This window comes from Rhizobium sp. NXC14 (genome assembly GCF_002117485.1).
GTDB lineage: Bacteria > Pseudomonadota > Alphaproteobacteria > Rhizobiales > Rhizobiaceae > Rhizobium.
On sequence record NZ_CP021030.1, the window covers coordinates 202,478 to 218,145 of the forward strand.

The window sequence follows — 15,668 nt, forward strand, 5'->3', positions numbered from 1 at the left end:
CATGCAAGGATGCGCGCAGCCAGGCCTCCGGGGGGAGGTCGGTGGTTCCGCAGACATGCCCAAAAGGGCTTGCGGGAGGACCCCTAATGAATAGCAACAACAGGGCTGCACAATGAAAAAATCCCTTCTCACTCTCCTTGCCGTGGCTGCCATGTCGACGACGGCGCTTGCCGCCGATGTCAAGCCGGCGCTGGTTTACGGCACCGGCGGGAAGTTCGATAAGTCTTTCAACGAAGCGGCCTATAACGGCGCCGAGAAGTTCAAGGCCGAGACCGGCATCGCCTATCGCGATTTCGAGCCGACCGGCGACACCCAGGGCGAACAGGCCATCCGCAACTTCGCAAGCCGCGGTTTCAACCCGGTGGTCGCCGTGTCCTTCGCCTGGACCTCGGCTATCGAGAAGGTCGCAGCCGAATTCCCGGATACCAAATTCATCATCGTCGACTCCGTCGTCGACAAGCCGAACGTCCGCTCGGTCGTCTACAAGGAAGAAGAAGGCTCCTACCTCGTCGGCATTCTCGCCGGCATGGCCTCCAAGACCGGCAAGGTCGGCTTCGTCGGCGGCATGGACATTCCGCTGATCCGCAAATTCGAATGCGGCTATGAGCAAGGCGCGCGTGCCGCCAAGGCCGATATCGAGGTGTTCCAGAACATGACCGGCACCACCGGTGCTGCCTGGAACGATCCGGTTCGTGGCGGTGAGCTCACCAAGAACCAGATCGACCAGGGCGCGGATGTTATTTACGCGGCAGCCGGCGCCACCGGCCTTGGTGTTCTGCAGACCGCCGCCGACAACAAGAAGCTGTCGATCGGCGTCGACTCCAACCAGAACCATCTTCATCCGGGCTCGGTCCTGACCTCGATGGTCAAGCGCGTCGACCTCGCCGTCTACAACGCCTACACCGATACCAAGAACGACAAGTTCACCGCGGGCGTTCAGGCCCTCGGCGTCAAGGAAGATGGTGTTGGCGCCGCGATCGACGACAACAACAAGTCGCTGATCACGCCGGAAATGCAGGCTGCGGTCGACAAGGCCAAGGCCGATATCATCGCCGGAACCGTCAAGGTTCACGATTACACCTCGGACAACGCTTGCCCGAAGTGATCAGCGCCCTGATGTAATATCGAGATCGGGCGTATGGCGGAGGGATTTTCGCCATACGCCCTTTTCTTATTTGGAGCCTGCAGTGACAGATAAGCCCGCTATCGAGCTTGTCGGCATCGATAAGAAATTCGGTGCCGTCCATGCCAACAAGGACATTAATCTCACCGTTGCCAAGGGAACGATCCACGGCATCATCGGTGAAAACGGCGCCGGCAAATCGACGTTGATGTCGATCATCTATGGTTTCTACCACGCCGACAGCGGCGAGATCCGCGTCAACGGCAATCCGGTCACCATCCGTGACAGCCAGGCGGCGATCGCCGCCGGCATCGGCATGGTGCACCAGCATTTCATGCTGGTCGATAATTTCACGGTGCTCGAGAACGTCATGCTCGGCGCCGAAGGTGGATCGCTGCTGGCCAGAGGCGTCGCATTGGCCCGCGCCGAGCTCAAGCGACTGGAAACCGAATACGGCCTCGAGGTCGATCCGGACGCACTGATCGAAGAGCTCCCGGTCGGCCTGCAGCAGCGCGTCGAAATCCTGAAAGCCATGTATCGCGGCGCCGAGATCCTGATCCTCGACGAACCTACAGGCGTGCTGACGCCGGCTGAAGCCGACCACCTCTTCCGCATCCTCAAGGTGCTGCGCGACCAGGGCAAGACGATCATCCTCATCACCCATAAGCTGCGCGAGATCATGGCGATCACCGATACGGTCTCCGTCATGCGCCGCGGCGAGATGGTCGCCACCCGCAAGACTGCGGAAACGACGGTGGAGGAGCTTGCCGAGTTGATGGTCGGCCGTCGCGTGCTGCTGCGCGTGCAGAAGGGCGAAGCCAATCCGGGCGCCGCCGTGCTCTCTGTCCGCAACCTGACGGTCAGGGACAATCGCGGCGTCACCATGGTCGATAATGTCTCCTTCGAGGTGCGTGCCGGCGAGATCGTCGGCATCGCCGGTGTCGCCGGCAACGGCCAGTCCGAATTGCTGGAGGCGATCGCCGGTATCCGCAAGCCCGTCTCCGGCGAAATCCTTCTCGACGGCCAGACGATCGACAAGGCCGATCCCGCCCGCCTGCGCGACCTCGGGCTTGCCCATATTCCCGAGGACCGGCACCATATGGGGCTGGTGCTGAAATTCGAGGAATACGAAAACTCCGTCCTCGGCTATCACCGCCGTCCGGGCTACAGCAAAGGGCCGCTGCTCGATCTCGACGCGATCCGCCAGGATGCCATGGAGAAGATCGAAAAATACGACATCCGCCCGCCGAATCCGCGGCTGAAGACGGCCAATTTCTCCGGCGGCAACCAGCAGAAGATCGTCGTCGCGCGCGAAATCGAACGCGATCCGAAGATGCTGATCATCGGCCAGCCGACGCGCGGCGTCGATATCGGCGCCATCGAATTCATTCACCGCCGGATCATCGAGATGCGCGACGCGGGCAAGGCGATCCTGCTCGTCTCCGTCGAGCTCGATGAGATCCGCGCCCTTTCCGACCGTATCCTTGTCATGTTCGCCGGCCATGTCGTCGGTGAGAAGACGCCCGATGCCGGTGAACAGACCCTCGGCCTGATGATGGCCGGCATTGCCGCGTGAGGCCTTTATGAGCACTGCTTCCGTTCCGCTTCCGAGATGGATCAATTACGGTCTGATCCCGCTTTTAAATCTCGTCGTTGCCTTCTTGATCTCGGGTTTCGTCGTCTGGCTGATCGGCGAAAGCCCGCTTGCCGCTCTTTCGCTGCTGATCGAGGGTGCCTTCGGCAGCGGCGAAGGCATAGGCTTCACACTCTACTATGCAACGAGTTTCATCTTCACTGGCCTTTCCGTAGCAGTCGCCATCCACGCCGGTCTCTTTAACATCGGCTCCGAAGGTCAGGCCTATATTGGCGGTCTCGGCTGTGCGCTGGTAGCGCTTGCGCTCGACAATTACGTGCCCTGGTATGTGACGATGCCGATCGCCATTGTCGGCGCCGGGATATTCGGTGCGGCATGGGCCTTCATTCCCGCTTTCCTGCAGGCCAAACGCGGCAGCCATATCGTTATCACGACGATCATGTTCAATTACATCGCAGCCGCTCTCATGGTCTATCTGCTGGTGCACGTGCTGATCGTGCCGGGCAAGATGGCGCCGGAAACCCGCACCTTTCTCGAGGGTGGGCAGCTTCCGAAGCTTGGCTGGATCATGAGCATTTTCGGAGCCAAATTGGGTGCAGCACCCTTCAACGTCTCCTTCATCATCGCCCTCCTTGCCGCCTGGTTTGTCTGGATCCTCATCTGGCGCACTAAGCTCGGCTTTGAGATGCGTACACTCGGCGTGAGCTCGACAGCCGCTGCCTATGCCGGCATACCCTATGCACGCATCGTCATCATCGCCATGCTGATTTCAGGCGCGCTCGCCGGCATGATGGCGCTCAATCCGGTCATGGGCTCTTCCGCCCGTCTGCAGGTTGAATTCGTGGGTGGCGCCGGCTTCGTCGGTATTGCAGTGTCGCTGATGGGCCGCAACCATCCGCTCGGCATCATCTTTTCCGCAATCCTTTTCGGCACCCTTTACCAGGGCGGCGACTGGATCTCTTTCGAGATGCCGAATATCACCCGCGAAATGATCCTGGTCATTCAGGGACTGGTGATCCTCTTTGCCGGCGCGCTGGAATACATGTTCCGGCCGGCAATGGTGCACATTTACCAGCAATTCAAACGAGCCTGAGGAACGGACGATGGATTACTACGAAATCTTCATCAACGTCCTGAGCTCGACGGTCAGGCTGTCTATTCCGCTGATCTTTACTGCGCTCGCAGGACTGTTTTCGGAGCGCGCCGGCATCTTCGATATCGGCCTGGAAGGCAAGATGCTGGGCTCGGCCTTCGCCGCCGCCTGCGTGGCCTATCTCACTGGTTCGGCCTGGCTAGGGCTCGGCGCGGGCGTCGTCTGCTCGGTGGCGCTCAGCCTGGTGCATGGCTTCGCCTCGATCACCAACCGCGGCAACCAGATCGTCTCGGGTGTGGCGATCAACTTCTTCATCGCCGGCATTACCATCGTGCTCGGCCAAGCCTGGTTCGGCCAGGGCGGACGCACGCCGCAGCTGGCGCCTGAATCCCGCTTCGCGCCGATCATCCTGCCGGGCGCCAATGCCGTCCACGACATACCGATCATCGGCCCGCTCTATGCAAGCGTGATATCGGGCAACAATATCCTCACCTATCTTGCCTTCCTCGCCGTGCCTTTCTCCTGGTGGGTCCTTTATCGCACGCGTTTCGGCCTCAGGCTGCGCGCCGTCGGCGAAAATCCGGGCGCAGTCGATACGGCAGGCATTTCGGTTGCCTGGCTGCGCTACCGCGCCGTCATGTGCGCCGGCATCCTCTGCGGCTTTTCCGGCACCTATCTCGCGATCGCCCAGTCCGCCGCCTTCATCAAGGACATGTCGGCCGGCAAGGGTTATATCGCGCTGGCGGCGCTGGTCTTCGCCAAGTGGAAGCCGGTACCGGTGATGTTTGCCTGTCTGCTCTTCGGCTTCCTCGATGCTTTGGCGAACTTCATGCAGGGCAAGCAGGTACCATTGGTCGGTGAGGTGCCGGTCCAGGTTTTCCAGGCGCTGCCCTATATCCTGACCTGCATCCTCCTTGCCGGCTTCATCGGCGTCGCAATCCCGCCGAAGGCCGGCGGCGTGCCCTATACGAAGGAGCGTTGATCATGTCCCACGACCTGTTCGAGGCCGCTCGCGGCGCTATGGCCTTTGCGCATGCGCCCTATTCGAAATTCCCGGTCGGTGCGGCGATCCGCGCCGAGGACGGCAAGGTCTATACCGGCGCAAACATCGAAAACCTCTCCTTCCCGCAAGGATGGTGCGCCGAGCCGACCGCGATCAGTGCCATGATCATGGGTGGCGCCAGGAAGATCGTCGAAATGGCCGTGATCGCCGAGAAGCTGCCACTCTGCCCGCCCTGCGGCGGCTGCCGCCAGAAGATCTCCGAATTCGCCGCCAAGGACACGAAGATCTATCTCTGCGATGAGGCGGGCGTGAAGAAGACCATGACAATGGAAGAGCTTCTTCCCTTCAGCTTCGAGACGGAACTCGGATGAGGACGACGGTCGACCTGCTCGCCGCATTGCTCGGGGCGATCAAGCCGCGCCATGGCATCGTGCTCGGCTCTGGTCTCGGCTCCCTCGTTGGCCAGTTGGAAGGCGCCGTCCGTATTCCCTATCGCGATCTGCCGGGCTTTCCCGTCAGCGCCGTCTCCGGCCACGCCGGCGAAGTTGTCGCCGGCCGCCTCGGTGGAAAGCCGGTCATCATGCTCTCCGGCCGCGTCCATTATTATGAGAAGGGCGATGCCAACGCCATGCGCCTGCCGATCGAGGTCTTGAAGGCGCTCGGCGTCGAGGCGCTGATCCTGACCAATTCGGCCGGATCGCTGCGCGACAACATGCCGCCTGGTTCGGTGATGCAGATTACCGATCACATCAACTATTCCGGCATGAACCCGCTGATCGGCGAGGAAAGCGACCATCGCTTCGTCGGCATGACCAATGCCTATGACGCCGGCCTCGCCGCGGCAATGCGGAAGGCGGCGGCAAAACTCAAGATCGAGCTGGGGCAGGGCGTCTATATGTGGTTTTCCGGTCCGAGCTTCGAAACGCCGGCCGAAATCCGCATGGCGCGCATCCTCGGCGCCGATGCCGTCGGCATGTCGACGGTGCCGGAGGTGATCATCGCAAGAATGCTGGGTCTGCGGGTTGCGGCCGCTTCCGTTATCACCAACTATGGAGCAGGCATGACCGGCAATGAGCTCAGCCATGAAGAAACCAAGGACATGGCGCCCGTCGGCGGCGCCCGTCTCGCCGCCATATTGAAAGAGATGATTGCGGGAGAAAGCGAAAATGAATAGCCATTCAATCCGGGAAACGGCGGCGGTCGCCCTTTCCCTTCTCGACCTCACCAATCTGAAGGACGATTGCACCGAGGCGCAGATCGATACGCTCTGCGCCCGCGCGCAGACGCCCTACGGTAACAGCGCCGCGATCTGCATCTGGCCGCGTTTCGTCGCCCATGCCCGCAACATCCTCGGCGCCGGCCATGCCGTGCGGATCGCAACGGTCGTCAATTTCCCAGCAGGCGATATGGAAGTGGCCGATGTCGCCGCCGAAACCCGTGAGGCGATTGCCGATGGCGCAGATGAGATCGATTTGGTCATCCCCTACCGCAAGCTCATATCAGGCGATGAGAAGGCGGTGACTGACATGGTCAAGGCGGTGCGCGCCGAATGCGCCGGCCCCGTCCTGCTGAAGGTGATCATCGAGACTGGCGAGTTGAAGGATGCGGCCTTGATCCGCCGTGCCTCCGAACTGGCTATTGAAGCCGGCGCTGATTTCATCAAGACCTCGACCGGCAAGGTCGCCGTCAACGCGACGCTCGAAGCCGCCGACATCATGATCCGGGCCATTCGTGAGAGCGGACGCAAGGTCGGCTTCAAGCCGGCTGGCGGCATCGGCTCGGTGACGGATGCGGCGCTCTATCTCAGCCTTGCTGAAACGATCATGGCGCCGGACTGGGCTATGCCCTCGACCTTCCGCTTCGGCGCTTCCGGCCTGCTCGACGACATACTGGCCGTTCTGAGCGGAGCGCAGCCGGCAGCGGCTGCGGCGTCGAGCTATTGAGATGATTCCGCAGGAGATCATCCGGCGTAAACGCGATGGCGAGGAACTCGACGCCGCTGATATCAGCTCCTTCATCGCGGCACTCGCCGCCGGGCAGCTGTCCGAAGGCCAGATCGGCGCCTTCTCCATGGCCGTCTGGTTCAAAGGCATGTCACGCGAGGAAATCGTGGCGCTGACGCTGGCGATGGCCAATTCCGGCGACAAGCTGCAATGGGCTGGCATCGACCGTCCGATCGCCGACAAACATTCGACCGGTGGCGTCGGCGATAATGTCTCGCTGATGCTGGCGCCGATCGCCGCTGCCTGCGGCCTCGCCGTCCCGATGATTTCAGGGCGCGGCCTCGGCCATACCGGCGGCACGCTGGATAAGCTCGAATCCATTCCCGGCTATGCGATCACCCCTGATGCGGAGCTCTTCGGCAGGGTGGTGAAGGAGGCGGGATGCGCCATCATAGGCCAGACCGGAACCTTGGCTCCTGCCGACGGCAGGCTCTATGCCGTGCGCGATGTGACCGCCACCGTCGATTCCATTCCGCTCATCACTGCCTCCATCCTGTCGAAGAAGCTCGCGGCCGGGCTTGAGACGCTGGTGCTCGATGTCAAGCTCGGCAACGGCGCCTTCATGGCTGATCGCCGTCAGGCGGAGATGCTGGCGCGTTCCCTGGTCGAGGTGGCCAACGGCGCCGGCGTGAAGACCTCCGCCCTGATCACCGACATGAATGAGCCGCTCGCCGATTGCGCCGGCAATGCGGTCGAGATGCGCAACTGTTTGGAGTTCCTGGCGGGCAGGAAGAGCGGCACGCGGCTTGAGACCGTGGTTTTTGCCTTCGCCGCCGAGATGCTGTTGAAATCGGGCATTTCCGCCTCCTCTGAAGAAGCCAATGGGATGGCGCGCCGAGCGCTGTCATCGGGCGAGGCGGCCGAAAGCTTCGGGCGTATGGTATCCATGCTCGGCGGACCGGCCGATCTCGTCGAGAATTCGGATAGATACCTGGCGAGGGCGCCGGTCGAAAAAGAAGTCCCGGCCGCCCGATCGGGCTGGCTTGCCGCCTGCGACGCGCGCGGTATCGGCATCAGCGTCATCGATCTCGGCGGCGGCCGCCGGCACCCGGCAGATCGAATCGATCACCGCGTCGGCTTCTCCGGCCTCCTGCCGCTTGGCACCCGAGTCAATGCGGGCGATCCGATCGCTGTCGTTCACGCTGCCGACGAAGCCGCGGCGGGAAAAGCTGCTGCGGCCCTTGCCGTGCATTATCGGATTGCTGACGACAGGCCGGAACTGGCCCCCGTCATTGCAGGCCGGGTCTGATGCGGTTTACTGTTTGAGGCTGAGCGAGCCGTCGGCGACGGAATAGGAGGCGAGTTTCTGCAGAAAGCTCATGCCGACCAGGGTGGTCGTGAGCGCGTCGTCCCTGAGCACGAAGGCCTCGACATTCCGGACGCGGATGCCGCCGATTTCGACCCGATCGAGGGTCAAATGCGCGGCCTTCGTCTGGCCGTTTGCCGTGTTGACACCATAGCGAAAGTCGAGCTGGTTTGCGGTATAGCCGAGCCGGCGGGCGAGTGTCTCGTTGAGGGCGACGTAGGTGGCGCCGGTATCGATCAGCCCTAGCACAGGCTTGCCGTTGATCTTGAAGCTGCCGGTATAGTGGCCCTGCGCATCCGCCTGCAGGCGGATCGTACTATTGCCGGAAGCGGGCGCCGGTGCCGCGGACTGGCGGGCGTCGGCAGATACGTAATTGGCGGAGAGAACGTCGGCAGGTTGCTGGCTGACGCTTCCAACGAGAGAAGGTACCTGCGTGGCCAGCACCGCGGCGATGCTGGCGAATATGACGGTACGCACGAGCATGAAACAGAAATCCTTCCTGTATAAACCCCGCTTCATGCAGGGCCTCATGCTTCCAGCTTGCTAAGCCTCAAATCCTGATAAGTTGCTAATATGGATAACAAAAAGGCCCGGAGCGAACCGTCCGGGCCATAAAGCCTTTCGATTTGGTATAGGAAGGCTGAAATTATTTGGTGCCGTACATGCGGTCGCCGGCATCGCCGAGGCCGGGCATGATGTAACCCTTCTCGTTGAGATGGCTGTCGATCGCTGCGGTGAAGACCGGAACATCGGGATGCGCGGCGCGGAAGTTGCGGATGCCTTCCGGAGCGGCAAGCAGGCAGAGGAAGCGTATATTGTGGGCGCCGCGTTCTTTGAGCTTGTCAATTGCCGCAATCGACGAATTGCCGGTCGCCAGCATCGGGTCGACGACGATGATCAGGCGCTCGGCCACGTCTTCCGGCGCCTTGAAATAATATTCGACCGGCTGCAGCGTCTCGTGATCGCGGTAGACGCCGATATGCGAGACGCGCGCGGATGGCACGAGGTCGAGCATGCCTTCGAGCAGTCCGTTGCCGGCGCGCAGGATCGAGGCGAAGACCAGCTTCTTGCCCTCGAGGATCGGCGAGTCCATCGTCTGCAGCGGCGTCTCGATCGTCGCCATCGTCAATTCGAGATCGCGGGTGACCTCGTAACAGAGCAGCGTGGAGATTTCGCGCAGCAGGCGCCGGAAACTTCCCGTCGATGTCTCCTTGCGCCGCATGATGGTGAGCTTGTGCTGCACAAGCGGGTGATCGATGACCGTGACGCCGTCCATGGGGAAGCCTTTCATTCTTTCTATCGAATGTTTCTTTCACGGAAATCGGCTCGACCGCAAGAGTGGAGCCGAATTTGCGTCGGTCTTCCCCAGCCTCTCGCCTTAAAGGCGGGCAAGCAGCGCCTTGCGCGTCTCATCGTCGACGAAGGCAGCCTCGATTGCAGTGCGCGTCATGGCGTTGATTTCCGCATCGGCGAATCCGAAAACATCGGCGGCAAGCTCGTATTCCCGCTTCAGCGATGTATGGAAAAACGGCGGGTCGTCGGAGCTGATCGTCACCCGCACACCCGCTTCCTTCAAGCGCCGCAGCGGATGCGAAGTGAAGTCGGGAAAGACCCTGAGTGCGATGTTGGACCCCGGGCAGACTTCAAGCACGGTACCGAGATCGGCAAGCCGCTTCACCAGATCGGTATCCTCTATGGCGCGCACGCCATGGCCGATGCGCGCGGGCCGCACGGCATCGAGCGCGTCGGCAACGCTGAAGGCGCCGCAGACTTCGCCGGCATGGATGGTCAATCCCAGGCCGGCATCGCGGGCGATGTCGAAAGCTCTGATATAATCGGCCACACGGCCCATGCGCTCCTCGCCGGCGAGATTGAAGCCTGATATCAAAGGGTTGCCAGCTTTTGCCGCATATTCCGCCGCACCGATCACGCTTTCGGGACCGAAGTGCCGTTCCCCGGTGACGATCAGCCGAGCCTCGATGCCGCTTTTGGCCTTGGCCCGCCGGATGCCTTCACAGACGCCTGATATATAGGCGTCTGCGCCGAGCCCGATGCGCTTGCCGTGGTCGGGCGACACGATGAGTTCGCTGTAGATGGTATTGATGCCTGCAAGTTCGTCGAGATAGGTTTCCGTCAGAAGCGCATAATCCTCCTCCGTCCTGTAGACCTCGGAAACCTTGTCGTAACACTCGAGAAAACTTGCGAAATCGTGCCAGACATAGGCGCCGTCGCGAAGCTCGCCGCTGATGTCGACGCCGTATTTCCGCGCCTGCGCCTCTGTCAACACAGGCGGTGCCGCACCCTCCAGATGGCAGTGCAGCTCGACCTTCTTCAAATGCGATGTCACAAAAAACTCCTTCCATGCGCTCCGCCGGGGATGCCGAGGTGGCGCGCAATGCTTTCGCCGATATCGGCATATGTGCGACGAACGCCGATGGAACGCGACCGGATGCCGGGGCCGTAGGCAATGATCGGCACGCGCTCGCGCGTATGATCCGTGCCGCGCCAGGTGGGGTCGCAGCCATGGTCGGCGGTCAGCACGACGAGGTCGCCGGGTTTCAACTTTTTGTGGACCTCAGGCAGACGGGCATCGAAGGCTTCGAGCGCTGCCGCGTAACCGGGCACGTCGCGACGATGGCCGTAGATCATGTCGAAATCGACAAAATTGGTGAAGACGAGATCGCCGTCCTCGGCCGCGTCGATTGCCGAGAGCGACGCATCCATCAGAGCCTCGTTGCCGCTGGCCTTGATGACCTTGGAAATGCCTTGATGGGCGAAGATGTCGCCGATCTTTCCCACGGCATGTACGTGCCTGTTGTGCTCGACCAGCCGGTCGAGCAGCGTCGGCTCCGGCGGCAGAACGGAAAAGTCGCGCCGGTTTCCGGTGCGCTGGAAGGTGGAGGCGGATTGGCCGATGAAGGGCCGGGCGATGACGCGGCCGATATTGTAGGAATCGAGAAGGGCGCGAGCCGTGCGGCAGAAGGCAAGCAGCCGGTCCAGGCCGAAATGCGCTTCGTGCGCCGCGACCTGAAAGACCGAATCCGAGGACGTATAGCAGATCGGCTTGCCGGTGCGGATATGTTCTTCGCCGAGCCTGGAGATGATTTCCGTTCCCGAGGCGTGGCAATTACCGAGAATGCCGGGAATGTCGCCCTCCCGGCATAATGTCTCGATCAGCTCCGGGGGAAAGGCATCGCCTTCCGTCGGAAAATATCCCCAATCGAAACTGACAGGTGTCCCCGCGATCTCCCAATGGCCCGATGGCGTGTCCTTGCCGCGGGAGATTTCGCTGGCCGCGCCATAAATGCCGTAGACCTTTTCCGGCAGGGGCATGCCGGCCGGAAATTGGCCGGAGGCCGCCCGGGCGATGTGCAGAAGCCCGAGTTCCGACATGTTAGGCAGGGAAAGCGGCCCGCTGCGCAGCCCGGCGCGGTCTCCGGCACCGGCCGCGCAGAATTCGGCGATATGGCCGAGTGTGTCGGCGCCCTCGTCGCCATAGGCTGCCGCATCAGGCGCCCCGCCGACGCCGAAGGAATCGAGAACGAAAAGAAAGGCGCGCGCCATTTTACCCCCGAAAGGACCGATCGCCGGCCTCCGAACCGTCGGAGGCTGAAGCCCACGCATATAGCGCCGCGTCTGGCTTGGCAAATTCGAGATGGGGAAGGGGTCAGCAGTCGCCGCAGGGTATCGAGTCGCCTTGCCGCTGGCGGTAGAAGAAACTACGGCTGATGGTGATCGTGCGCATCCCATCCGGCATGAAGTTCGGCGCGAACAGGAACATCCTATAGGGGATGCTGAGTTCGGTCCGAACGAGGAAGCTATTTGCCGTCTTCATGTCGGCCGGCACGTCGCTCACCGTCACATTCTTGGCGTAAGGCGTCGTGCCATCCTGGGCCCAGGACCAGAGCACTTTCGCATTGGCACTGGCGTCGATTGAAATTCCGGTGATTTTCAGTGTCAGCGATGTCGTGTTGTAAGGTACGAACATCCCGGTTGCCACCGATGGCATTTGCGCAAGCGCGCTCTTCGTGACGGATTGCTGCTGGGTGACGAGGTCGGCGATCGCACCAGCGGCTCGTGTCGCACGCTTGCTGACGCTGAGGCCGATCGTGATCTCGAAAGCGCCGATGTAGAGCATGATGAGCACGGGAAAGAGGATTGCGAATTCGATCGCTCCGGCGCCATTGCGCTCTCGCGCCAGCCGACGCGCCTGCTGTACCAGTCTGGAGAACGGGTTGCGCAACGCCATTATGGATACTGCTCGTTCTGGAAGACCGAGGTGGCGATAATCAGATATTGCGTCGGCATCGAACCGTCGGACGGACGGATCGTCGTGATATAGGGCCGGATCAGATCCGTGATGATTTCCCATCGATAGTAGGCGCGCAGCATGTTGATTGTGCCGGCACCGCCAGGCGTATATTTGAAGGCCGCGGTGTTGATGTCGGCATATCGATCACTGGAAACTTTGGGGATCGTCGTCGGAATGGCCGAGAAGGAGCTGAACGTCTGCACATCCACGTAAAGCTTGCTCGGCGTGGCGGCTTCGCTGGTCGAGCAGCTGATCAGGATCGAGATCTCGTTGCAGAACGCCTGGCGGAATTGCGTCTGGCTCATATCGGTCGTACGGCCGAGATTGTAAGTGATCTGCCCGGTCCGCATCCGGCGGCTCATCGTATCGACGGCGTTGGAGACAAGTTCTTCGGCGGCGAAGGCGATGAAGGTTTCAAGGATCGCGAAGATCACCAGGAAGTATGGGATGGCAAGCAAGGCAAATTCGATCGCCGCTGCGCCATCGCGCGAGCGGGCGACAGCGCGAAACATGGAGAAACGGTACGGCGCGAAGGCGCGCTCCCTATCCGTCTTCTGATCAACTACCGTCATTGCCTGGACCCGAGCGACATCTCTGCCTGCCACACTAGGGTCCGTTCGTTGATTTTCCGTTTCAGGCCGATACGACGATTTTAACGAATGGTAGAAGATCCGAAGCCGGACCGATCAGGGTGATGTGGCGCCGGCGGCCGCTTGCTGCGCATGCTGCTCGCAATTGGGTGTGCAGGACAGCACGGAGCGCTCGGTCTGCCGGTAGACGCGCACCGTGTTGCCCTCGTCTATCGATACAAGGATGCGCTCGTCCAGGATCGCGTTGCCGTCGGCATCCAGAAGAACCAGATTGGTGGTGCCGAAGCTGCGCCCTGTCAGCACGATGGTCTTGGCATCGGCCACGGTCGCGTCTGCGACCTGGGCATTGCCGACGATGACCTTGCTGACGGGGCGGTCGAGCTTCAAGACGCGCGCATGATCCATATAGACGCGCAGCATGTCATCGTCTGCGGCCGAGGAAATTCCCGAAACACCGGAAACGGCGATCATGCCGGCAAAGAAAATGGTTTTGCCGCTCGATGACATTGGGTCCTCTTTCACGATCACAGCGCAATAGCGCATAGAATGGAAAAAAATGGTGAACGAAGCCTTAAGCTCACCATCCTGTTTCGCGGTGAAGCAGGATGACCTGATTTGGCACTGGCGCCGGGCGGTGTAGGTTGCGGCTGGATGCGGTGCCTGTACTATTTCCAGATAAATCCAGTTGTTAACCTCTGAATATCATTAAATATTGAACTAAATGAATAAGGTAAAGCTTACCCTGCGGGAGCCTCCGGCGCCCTTCACACGCTGTTAACTCTTTTTCTTAAGCCGATGGAAACGGCCATTCATTAGATTGCGGTTCATCCGATCAACGGCAACAGTTGGCGGACGTGCTGAACATCAACTGGAGTTAGGAGTACCCATGACCAAGCTTTTTAGCCGTTTTCTGAAGGACGAATCCGGCGCGACCGCAATCGAATACGGTCTGATCGCAGCCCTCATTTCCGTAGCACTCATCGCCGGCGCGACGACCCTCGGCCAGAAGATCGGCAACACGTTCAACGGCTTGAGCACCAAGATGGGCAATGCCGAAACTGCGAGCGGCGGCTGAGACCGAGTGCCGCCCAACGGCACCCGCATAATAACGGCCTTTTGATTGGTTGATACATCGAGCGGGCTCACAGGCTGAACGGCCGTGAGCCTTTTCGCATCATGTCAGGATCGGGTTTAAGCATGATCACAGCCGCAGTCTTTGTGATATTGCCACTCTGCCTCGCCTTCGCGGCCTTCTCGGATCTGTTCACCATGACGATCCCGAACCGTGTTTCCCTGATCCTCATCGCCTCTTTCTTCATTCTCGCACCACTTTGCGGTCTCGGCCTGCAGGCAATCGGCATGCATCTTGCCGCCGGCGCTATCGTCTTTACGGCATGCTTCGCTCTGTTTGCCTTCAATGTGATGGGCGGTGGAGACGCAAAGCTGTTGAGCGCCACCGCCCTCTGGTTCGGCGTGAACGAATCCCTGCTTTTCCTGATGACCGATGTTGCCATTATCGGCGGGCTCATCACCCTGCTCATCCTGCTGGTGAGGGCGCAGTCGAATACCATCCTTGCGATCGGCCTGCCGGTGCCCAACTCTTTGCTGCTCGCCAAGAAGATCCCCTACGGCATCGCCATCGCGATCGGCGGCTTCATGGCCTTCCCGTCCTCGCCGCTCTTCATCGCTGCGCTGGAAAGCTTGAAATAACGGCATTTTAAATGCCCATTAACTTAAAATGTAAGCATTCCATTAACCATAATTATACCAATTCCTGAGCATTCTGCAGGGCGAACATATCGTGCCTTGAGGAATGATCGATGAAACCGGCCCGCCTTATAATTCTAGCTGTCGCCTTGGTGGCAGCCGGCCTAGCCGGGCTCCTGGCAATGCGCATGGCCGGCAGCGGTGGCGTCGTCACGCAGGTGCAGTCGGTCATCGAGAAAGAACCCACCGTCAACATCCTCGTATCGAGCAAAAATCTGCCGGTCGGAGCGAGACTGGGCGACGACACGGTGCATTGGATGGCCTGGCCGAAAGAAGGCGTCGTTCAAGGCTTCATCACCGAAGCCGACAAGCCGGATGCTATCAAGGACCTGCAGGGCGCCGTCGTGCGTCTGCCGATCTTCGAAGGCGAGCCGATTCGGCCCGAAAAAGTCGCCGATTCCAGCAGCCGCATCCTGTCCTCGCTGTTGCCGGCCGGCAAACGCGCCGTCGCGACTGAGATATCTGTGGCAACGGGCGCCGGTGGTTTCATCCTGCCGAACGATCGCGTCGATGTCATCATGGTCCGCAAGGGCACCGAGGCCAACAAGCTCATCACCGAGACCGTGCTGAGCAATGTACGCGTTCTCGCCATCGACCAGCAGATCCAGGAAAAGGATGACGGATCCAAGACCGTGGTCGGCACGACCGCAACGCTGGAACTGACCCCAGACCAGACGAAAGTTCTCGCCGTTGCCCAGCAGATGGCTGACCGGCTTTCGCTCGCTCTGCGCTCCGTCGCCGATGCGCAGGAGCAGGATACCAGTGCGGCGGACTATCTGCTGAGCGGCGACAACGGCAGCGCGATCATTCAGGTCATCAAGTCGGGCTCCATCGTGACGGATGCCGGCGCGGCGCCGAAGGCGGAGTAAAGGACGTG

The 15,668-nt window shown here is 60.9% G+C and carries 18 protein-coding genes; 11 read left to right on the plus strand and 7 right to left on the minus strand.

Features of this window, described 5'->3' with window-relative positions; genetic code table 11:
- Positions 1–112 precede the first annotated feature (112 nt).
- The 8 genes from NXC14_RS00985 to deoA all read left to right on the plus strand — a co-directional run bounded on the left by NXC14_RS00985 (position 113) and on the right by deoA (position 8,065).
- Entirely contained in the window at positions 113–1,105 is a 993-nt protein-coding gene (locus tag NXC14_RS00985; RefSeq protein WP_085776574.1) for a BMP family ABC transporter substrate-binding protein, read from the plus strand.
- A gap of 82 nt (positions 1,106–1,187) precedes the next feature.
- Positions 1,188–2,699: an ABC transporter ATP-binding protein gene (locus NXC14_RS00990; RefSeq protein WP_085776575.1), complete on the plus strand. Its 1,512-nt coding sequence runs from the start codon at positions 1,188–1,190 to the stop codon at positions 2,697–2,699.
- Between the two features lie 7 nt (positions 2,700–2,706).
- Positions 2,707–3,810 carry an ABC transporter permease gene (locus NXC14_RS00995; protein WP_085776576.1) on the plus strand — a complete coding sequence of 368 codons (1,104 nt, stop codon included), beginning with the start codon at positions 2,707–2,709 and terminating at the stop codon, positions 3,808–3,810.
- Between the two features lie 10 nt (positions 3,811–3,820).
- Positions 3,821–4,792: an ABC transporter permease gene (locus NXC14_RS01000; protein WP_085776577.1), complete on the plus strand. Its 972-nt coding sequence runs from the start codon at positions 3,821–3,823 to the stop codon at positions 4,790–4,792.
- A gap of 2 nt (positions 4,793–4,794) precedes the next feature.
- Positions 4,795–5,184, plus strand: coding sequence for a cytidine deaminase (locus NXC14_RS01005; protein ID WP_064800281.1), 390 nt, complete (start codon positions 4,795–4,797; stop codon positions 5,182–5,184).
- Positions 5,181–5,987 (plus strand): purine-nucleoside phosphorylase, encoded by an 807-nt coding sequence (locus NXC14_RS01010; protein ID WP_085776578.1) that lies wholly within the window; start codon positions 5,181–5,183, stop codon positions 5,985–5,987. Before NXC14_RS01005 ends, NXC14_RS01010 begins: the two co-directional genes overlap by 4 nt.
- Complete coding sequence (gene deoC, locus NXC14_RS01015; RefSeq protein ID WP_085776579.1) at positions 5,980–6,756, plus strand: deoxyribose-phosphate aldolase; 777 nt, start codon at positions 5,980–5,982, stop codon at positions 6,754–6,756. The genes NXC14_RS01010 and deoC overlap by 8 nt, the downstream gene beginning before the upstream one ends.
- 1 nt (position 6,757) lies before the next feature.
- Positions 6,758–8,065: a thymidine phosphorylase gene (gene deoA, locus NXC14_RS01020; protein ID WP_085776580.1), complete on the plus strand. Its 1,308-nt coding sequence runs from the start codon at positions 6,758–6,760 to the stop codon at positions 8,063–8,065.
- 6 nt (positions 8,066–8,071) lie between these two features.
- Here deoA and NXC14_RS01025 read toward each other — a convergent pair whose 3' ends face one another.
- The 7 genes from NXC14_RS01025 to NXC14_RS01055 form a co-directional block, all read right to left on the minus strand.
- The gene (locus tag NXC14_RS01025; RefSeq protein WP_085776581.1) at positions 8,072–8,641 is read right to left on the minus strand and encodes a TIGR02281 family clan AA aspartic protease; all 570 of its coding nucleotides are present in this window, start codon (positions 8,639–8,641) and stop codon (positions 8,072–8,074) included.
- Between the two features lie 127 nt (positions 8,642–8,768).
- Complete coding sequence (upp, locus tag NXC14_RS01030) at positions 8,769–9,398, minus strand: uracil phosphoribosyltransferase (protein ID WP_020920114.1); 630 nt, start codon at positions 9,396–9,398, stop codon at positions 8,769–8,771.
- 102 nt (positions 9,399–9,500) lie between these two features.
- Positions 9,501–10,469 (minus strand): adenosine deaminase, encoded by a 969-nt coding sequence (locus NXC14_RS01035; protein ID WP_085776582.1) that lies wholly within the window; start codon positions 10,467–10,469, stop codon positions 9,501–9,503.
- Complete coding sequence (locus NXC14_RS01040; protein ID WP_085776583.1) at positions 10,466–11,686, minus strand: phosphopentomutase; 1,221 nt, start codon at positions 11,684–11,686, stop codon at positions 10,466–10,468. Before NXC14_RS01040 ends, NXC14_RS01035 begins: the two co-directional genes overlap by 4 nt.
- A gap of 103 nt (positions 11,687–11,789) precedes the next feature.
- Positions 11,790–12,371: a TadE/TadG family type IV pilus assembly protein gene (locus NXC14_RS01045; RefSeq protein ID WP_085776584.1), complete on the minus strand. Its 582-nt coding sequence runs from the start codon at positions 12,369–12,371 to the stop codon at positions 11,790–11,792.
- The gene (locus NXC14_RS01050; protein ID WP_085776585.1) at positions 12,371–13,006 is read right to left on the minus strand and encodes a TadE/TadG family type IV pilus assembly protein; all 636 of its coding nucleotides are present in this window, start codon (positions 13,004–13,006) and stop codon (positions 12,371–12,373) included. Before NXC14_RS01050 ends, NXC14_RS01045 begins: the two co-directional genes overlap by 1 nt.
- Before the next feature lie 114 nt (positions 13,007–13,120).
- Positions 13,121–13,531 carry a pilus assembly protein N-terminal domain-containing protein gene (locus tag NXC14_RS01055; protein ID WP_085776586.1) on the minus strand — a complete coding sequence of 137 codons (411 nt, stop codon included), beginning with the start codon at positions 13,529–13,531 and terminating at the stop codon, positions 13,121–13,123.
- Positions 13,532–13,910: 379 nt separating this feature from the next.
- Between NXC14_RS01055 and NXC14_RS01060 the strand changes: the two genes are divergently transcribed.
- The 3 genes from NXC14_RS01060 (at position 13,911) to cpaB (ending at position 15,660) form a co-directional block, all read left to right on the plus strand.
- Positions 13,911–14,099 carry a Flp family type IVb pilin gene (locus NXC14_RS01060; RefSeq protein ID WP_085776587.1) on the plus strand — a complete coding sequence of 63 codons (189 nt, stop codon included), beginning with the start codon at positions 13,911–13,913 and terminating at the stop codon, positions 14,097–14,099.
- Between the two features lie 122 nt (positions 14,100–14,221).
- The gene (locus tag NXC14_RS01065; protein ID WP_085776588.1) at positions 14,222–14,734 is read left to right on the plus strand and encodes a prepilin peptidase; all 513 of its coding nucleotides are present in this window, start codon (positions 14,222–14,224) and stop codon (positions 14,732–14,734) included.
- A 110-nt stretch (positions 14,735–14,844) separates the two neighbouring features.
- On the plus strand, positions 14,845–15,660 hold the full coding sequence (cpaB, locus tag NXC14_RS01070; RefSeq protein ID WP_085776589.1) for a Flp pilus assembly protein CpaB: 816 nt from the start codon (positions 14,845–14,847) through the stop codon (positions 15,658–15,660).
- Positions 15,661–15,668 lie beyond the last annotated feature (8 nt).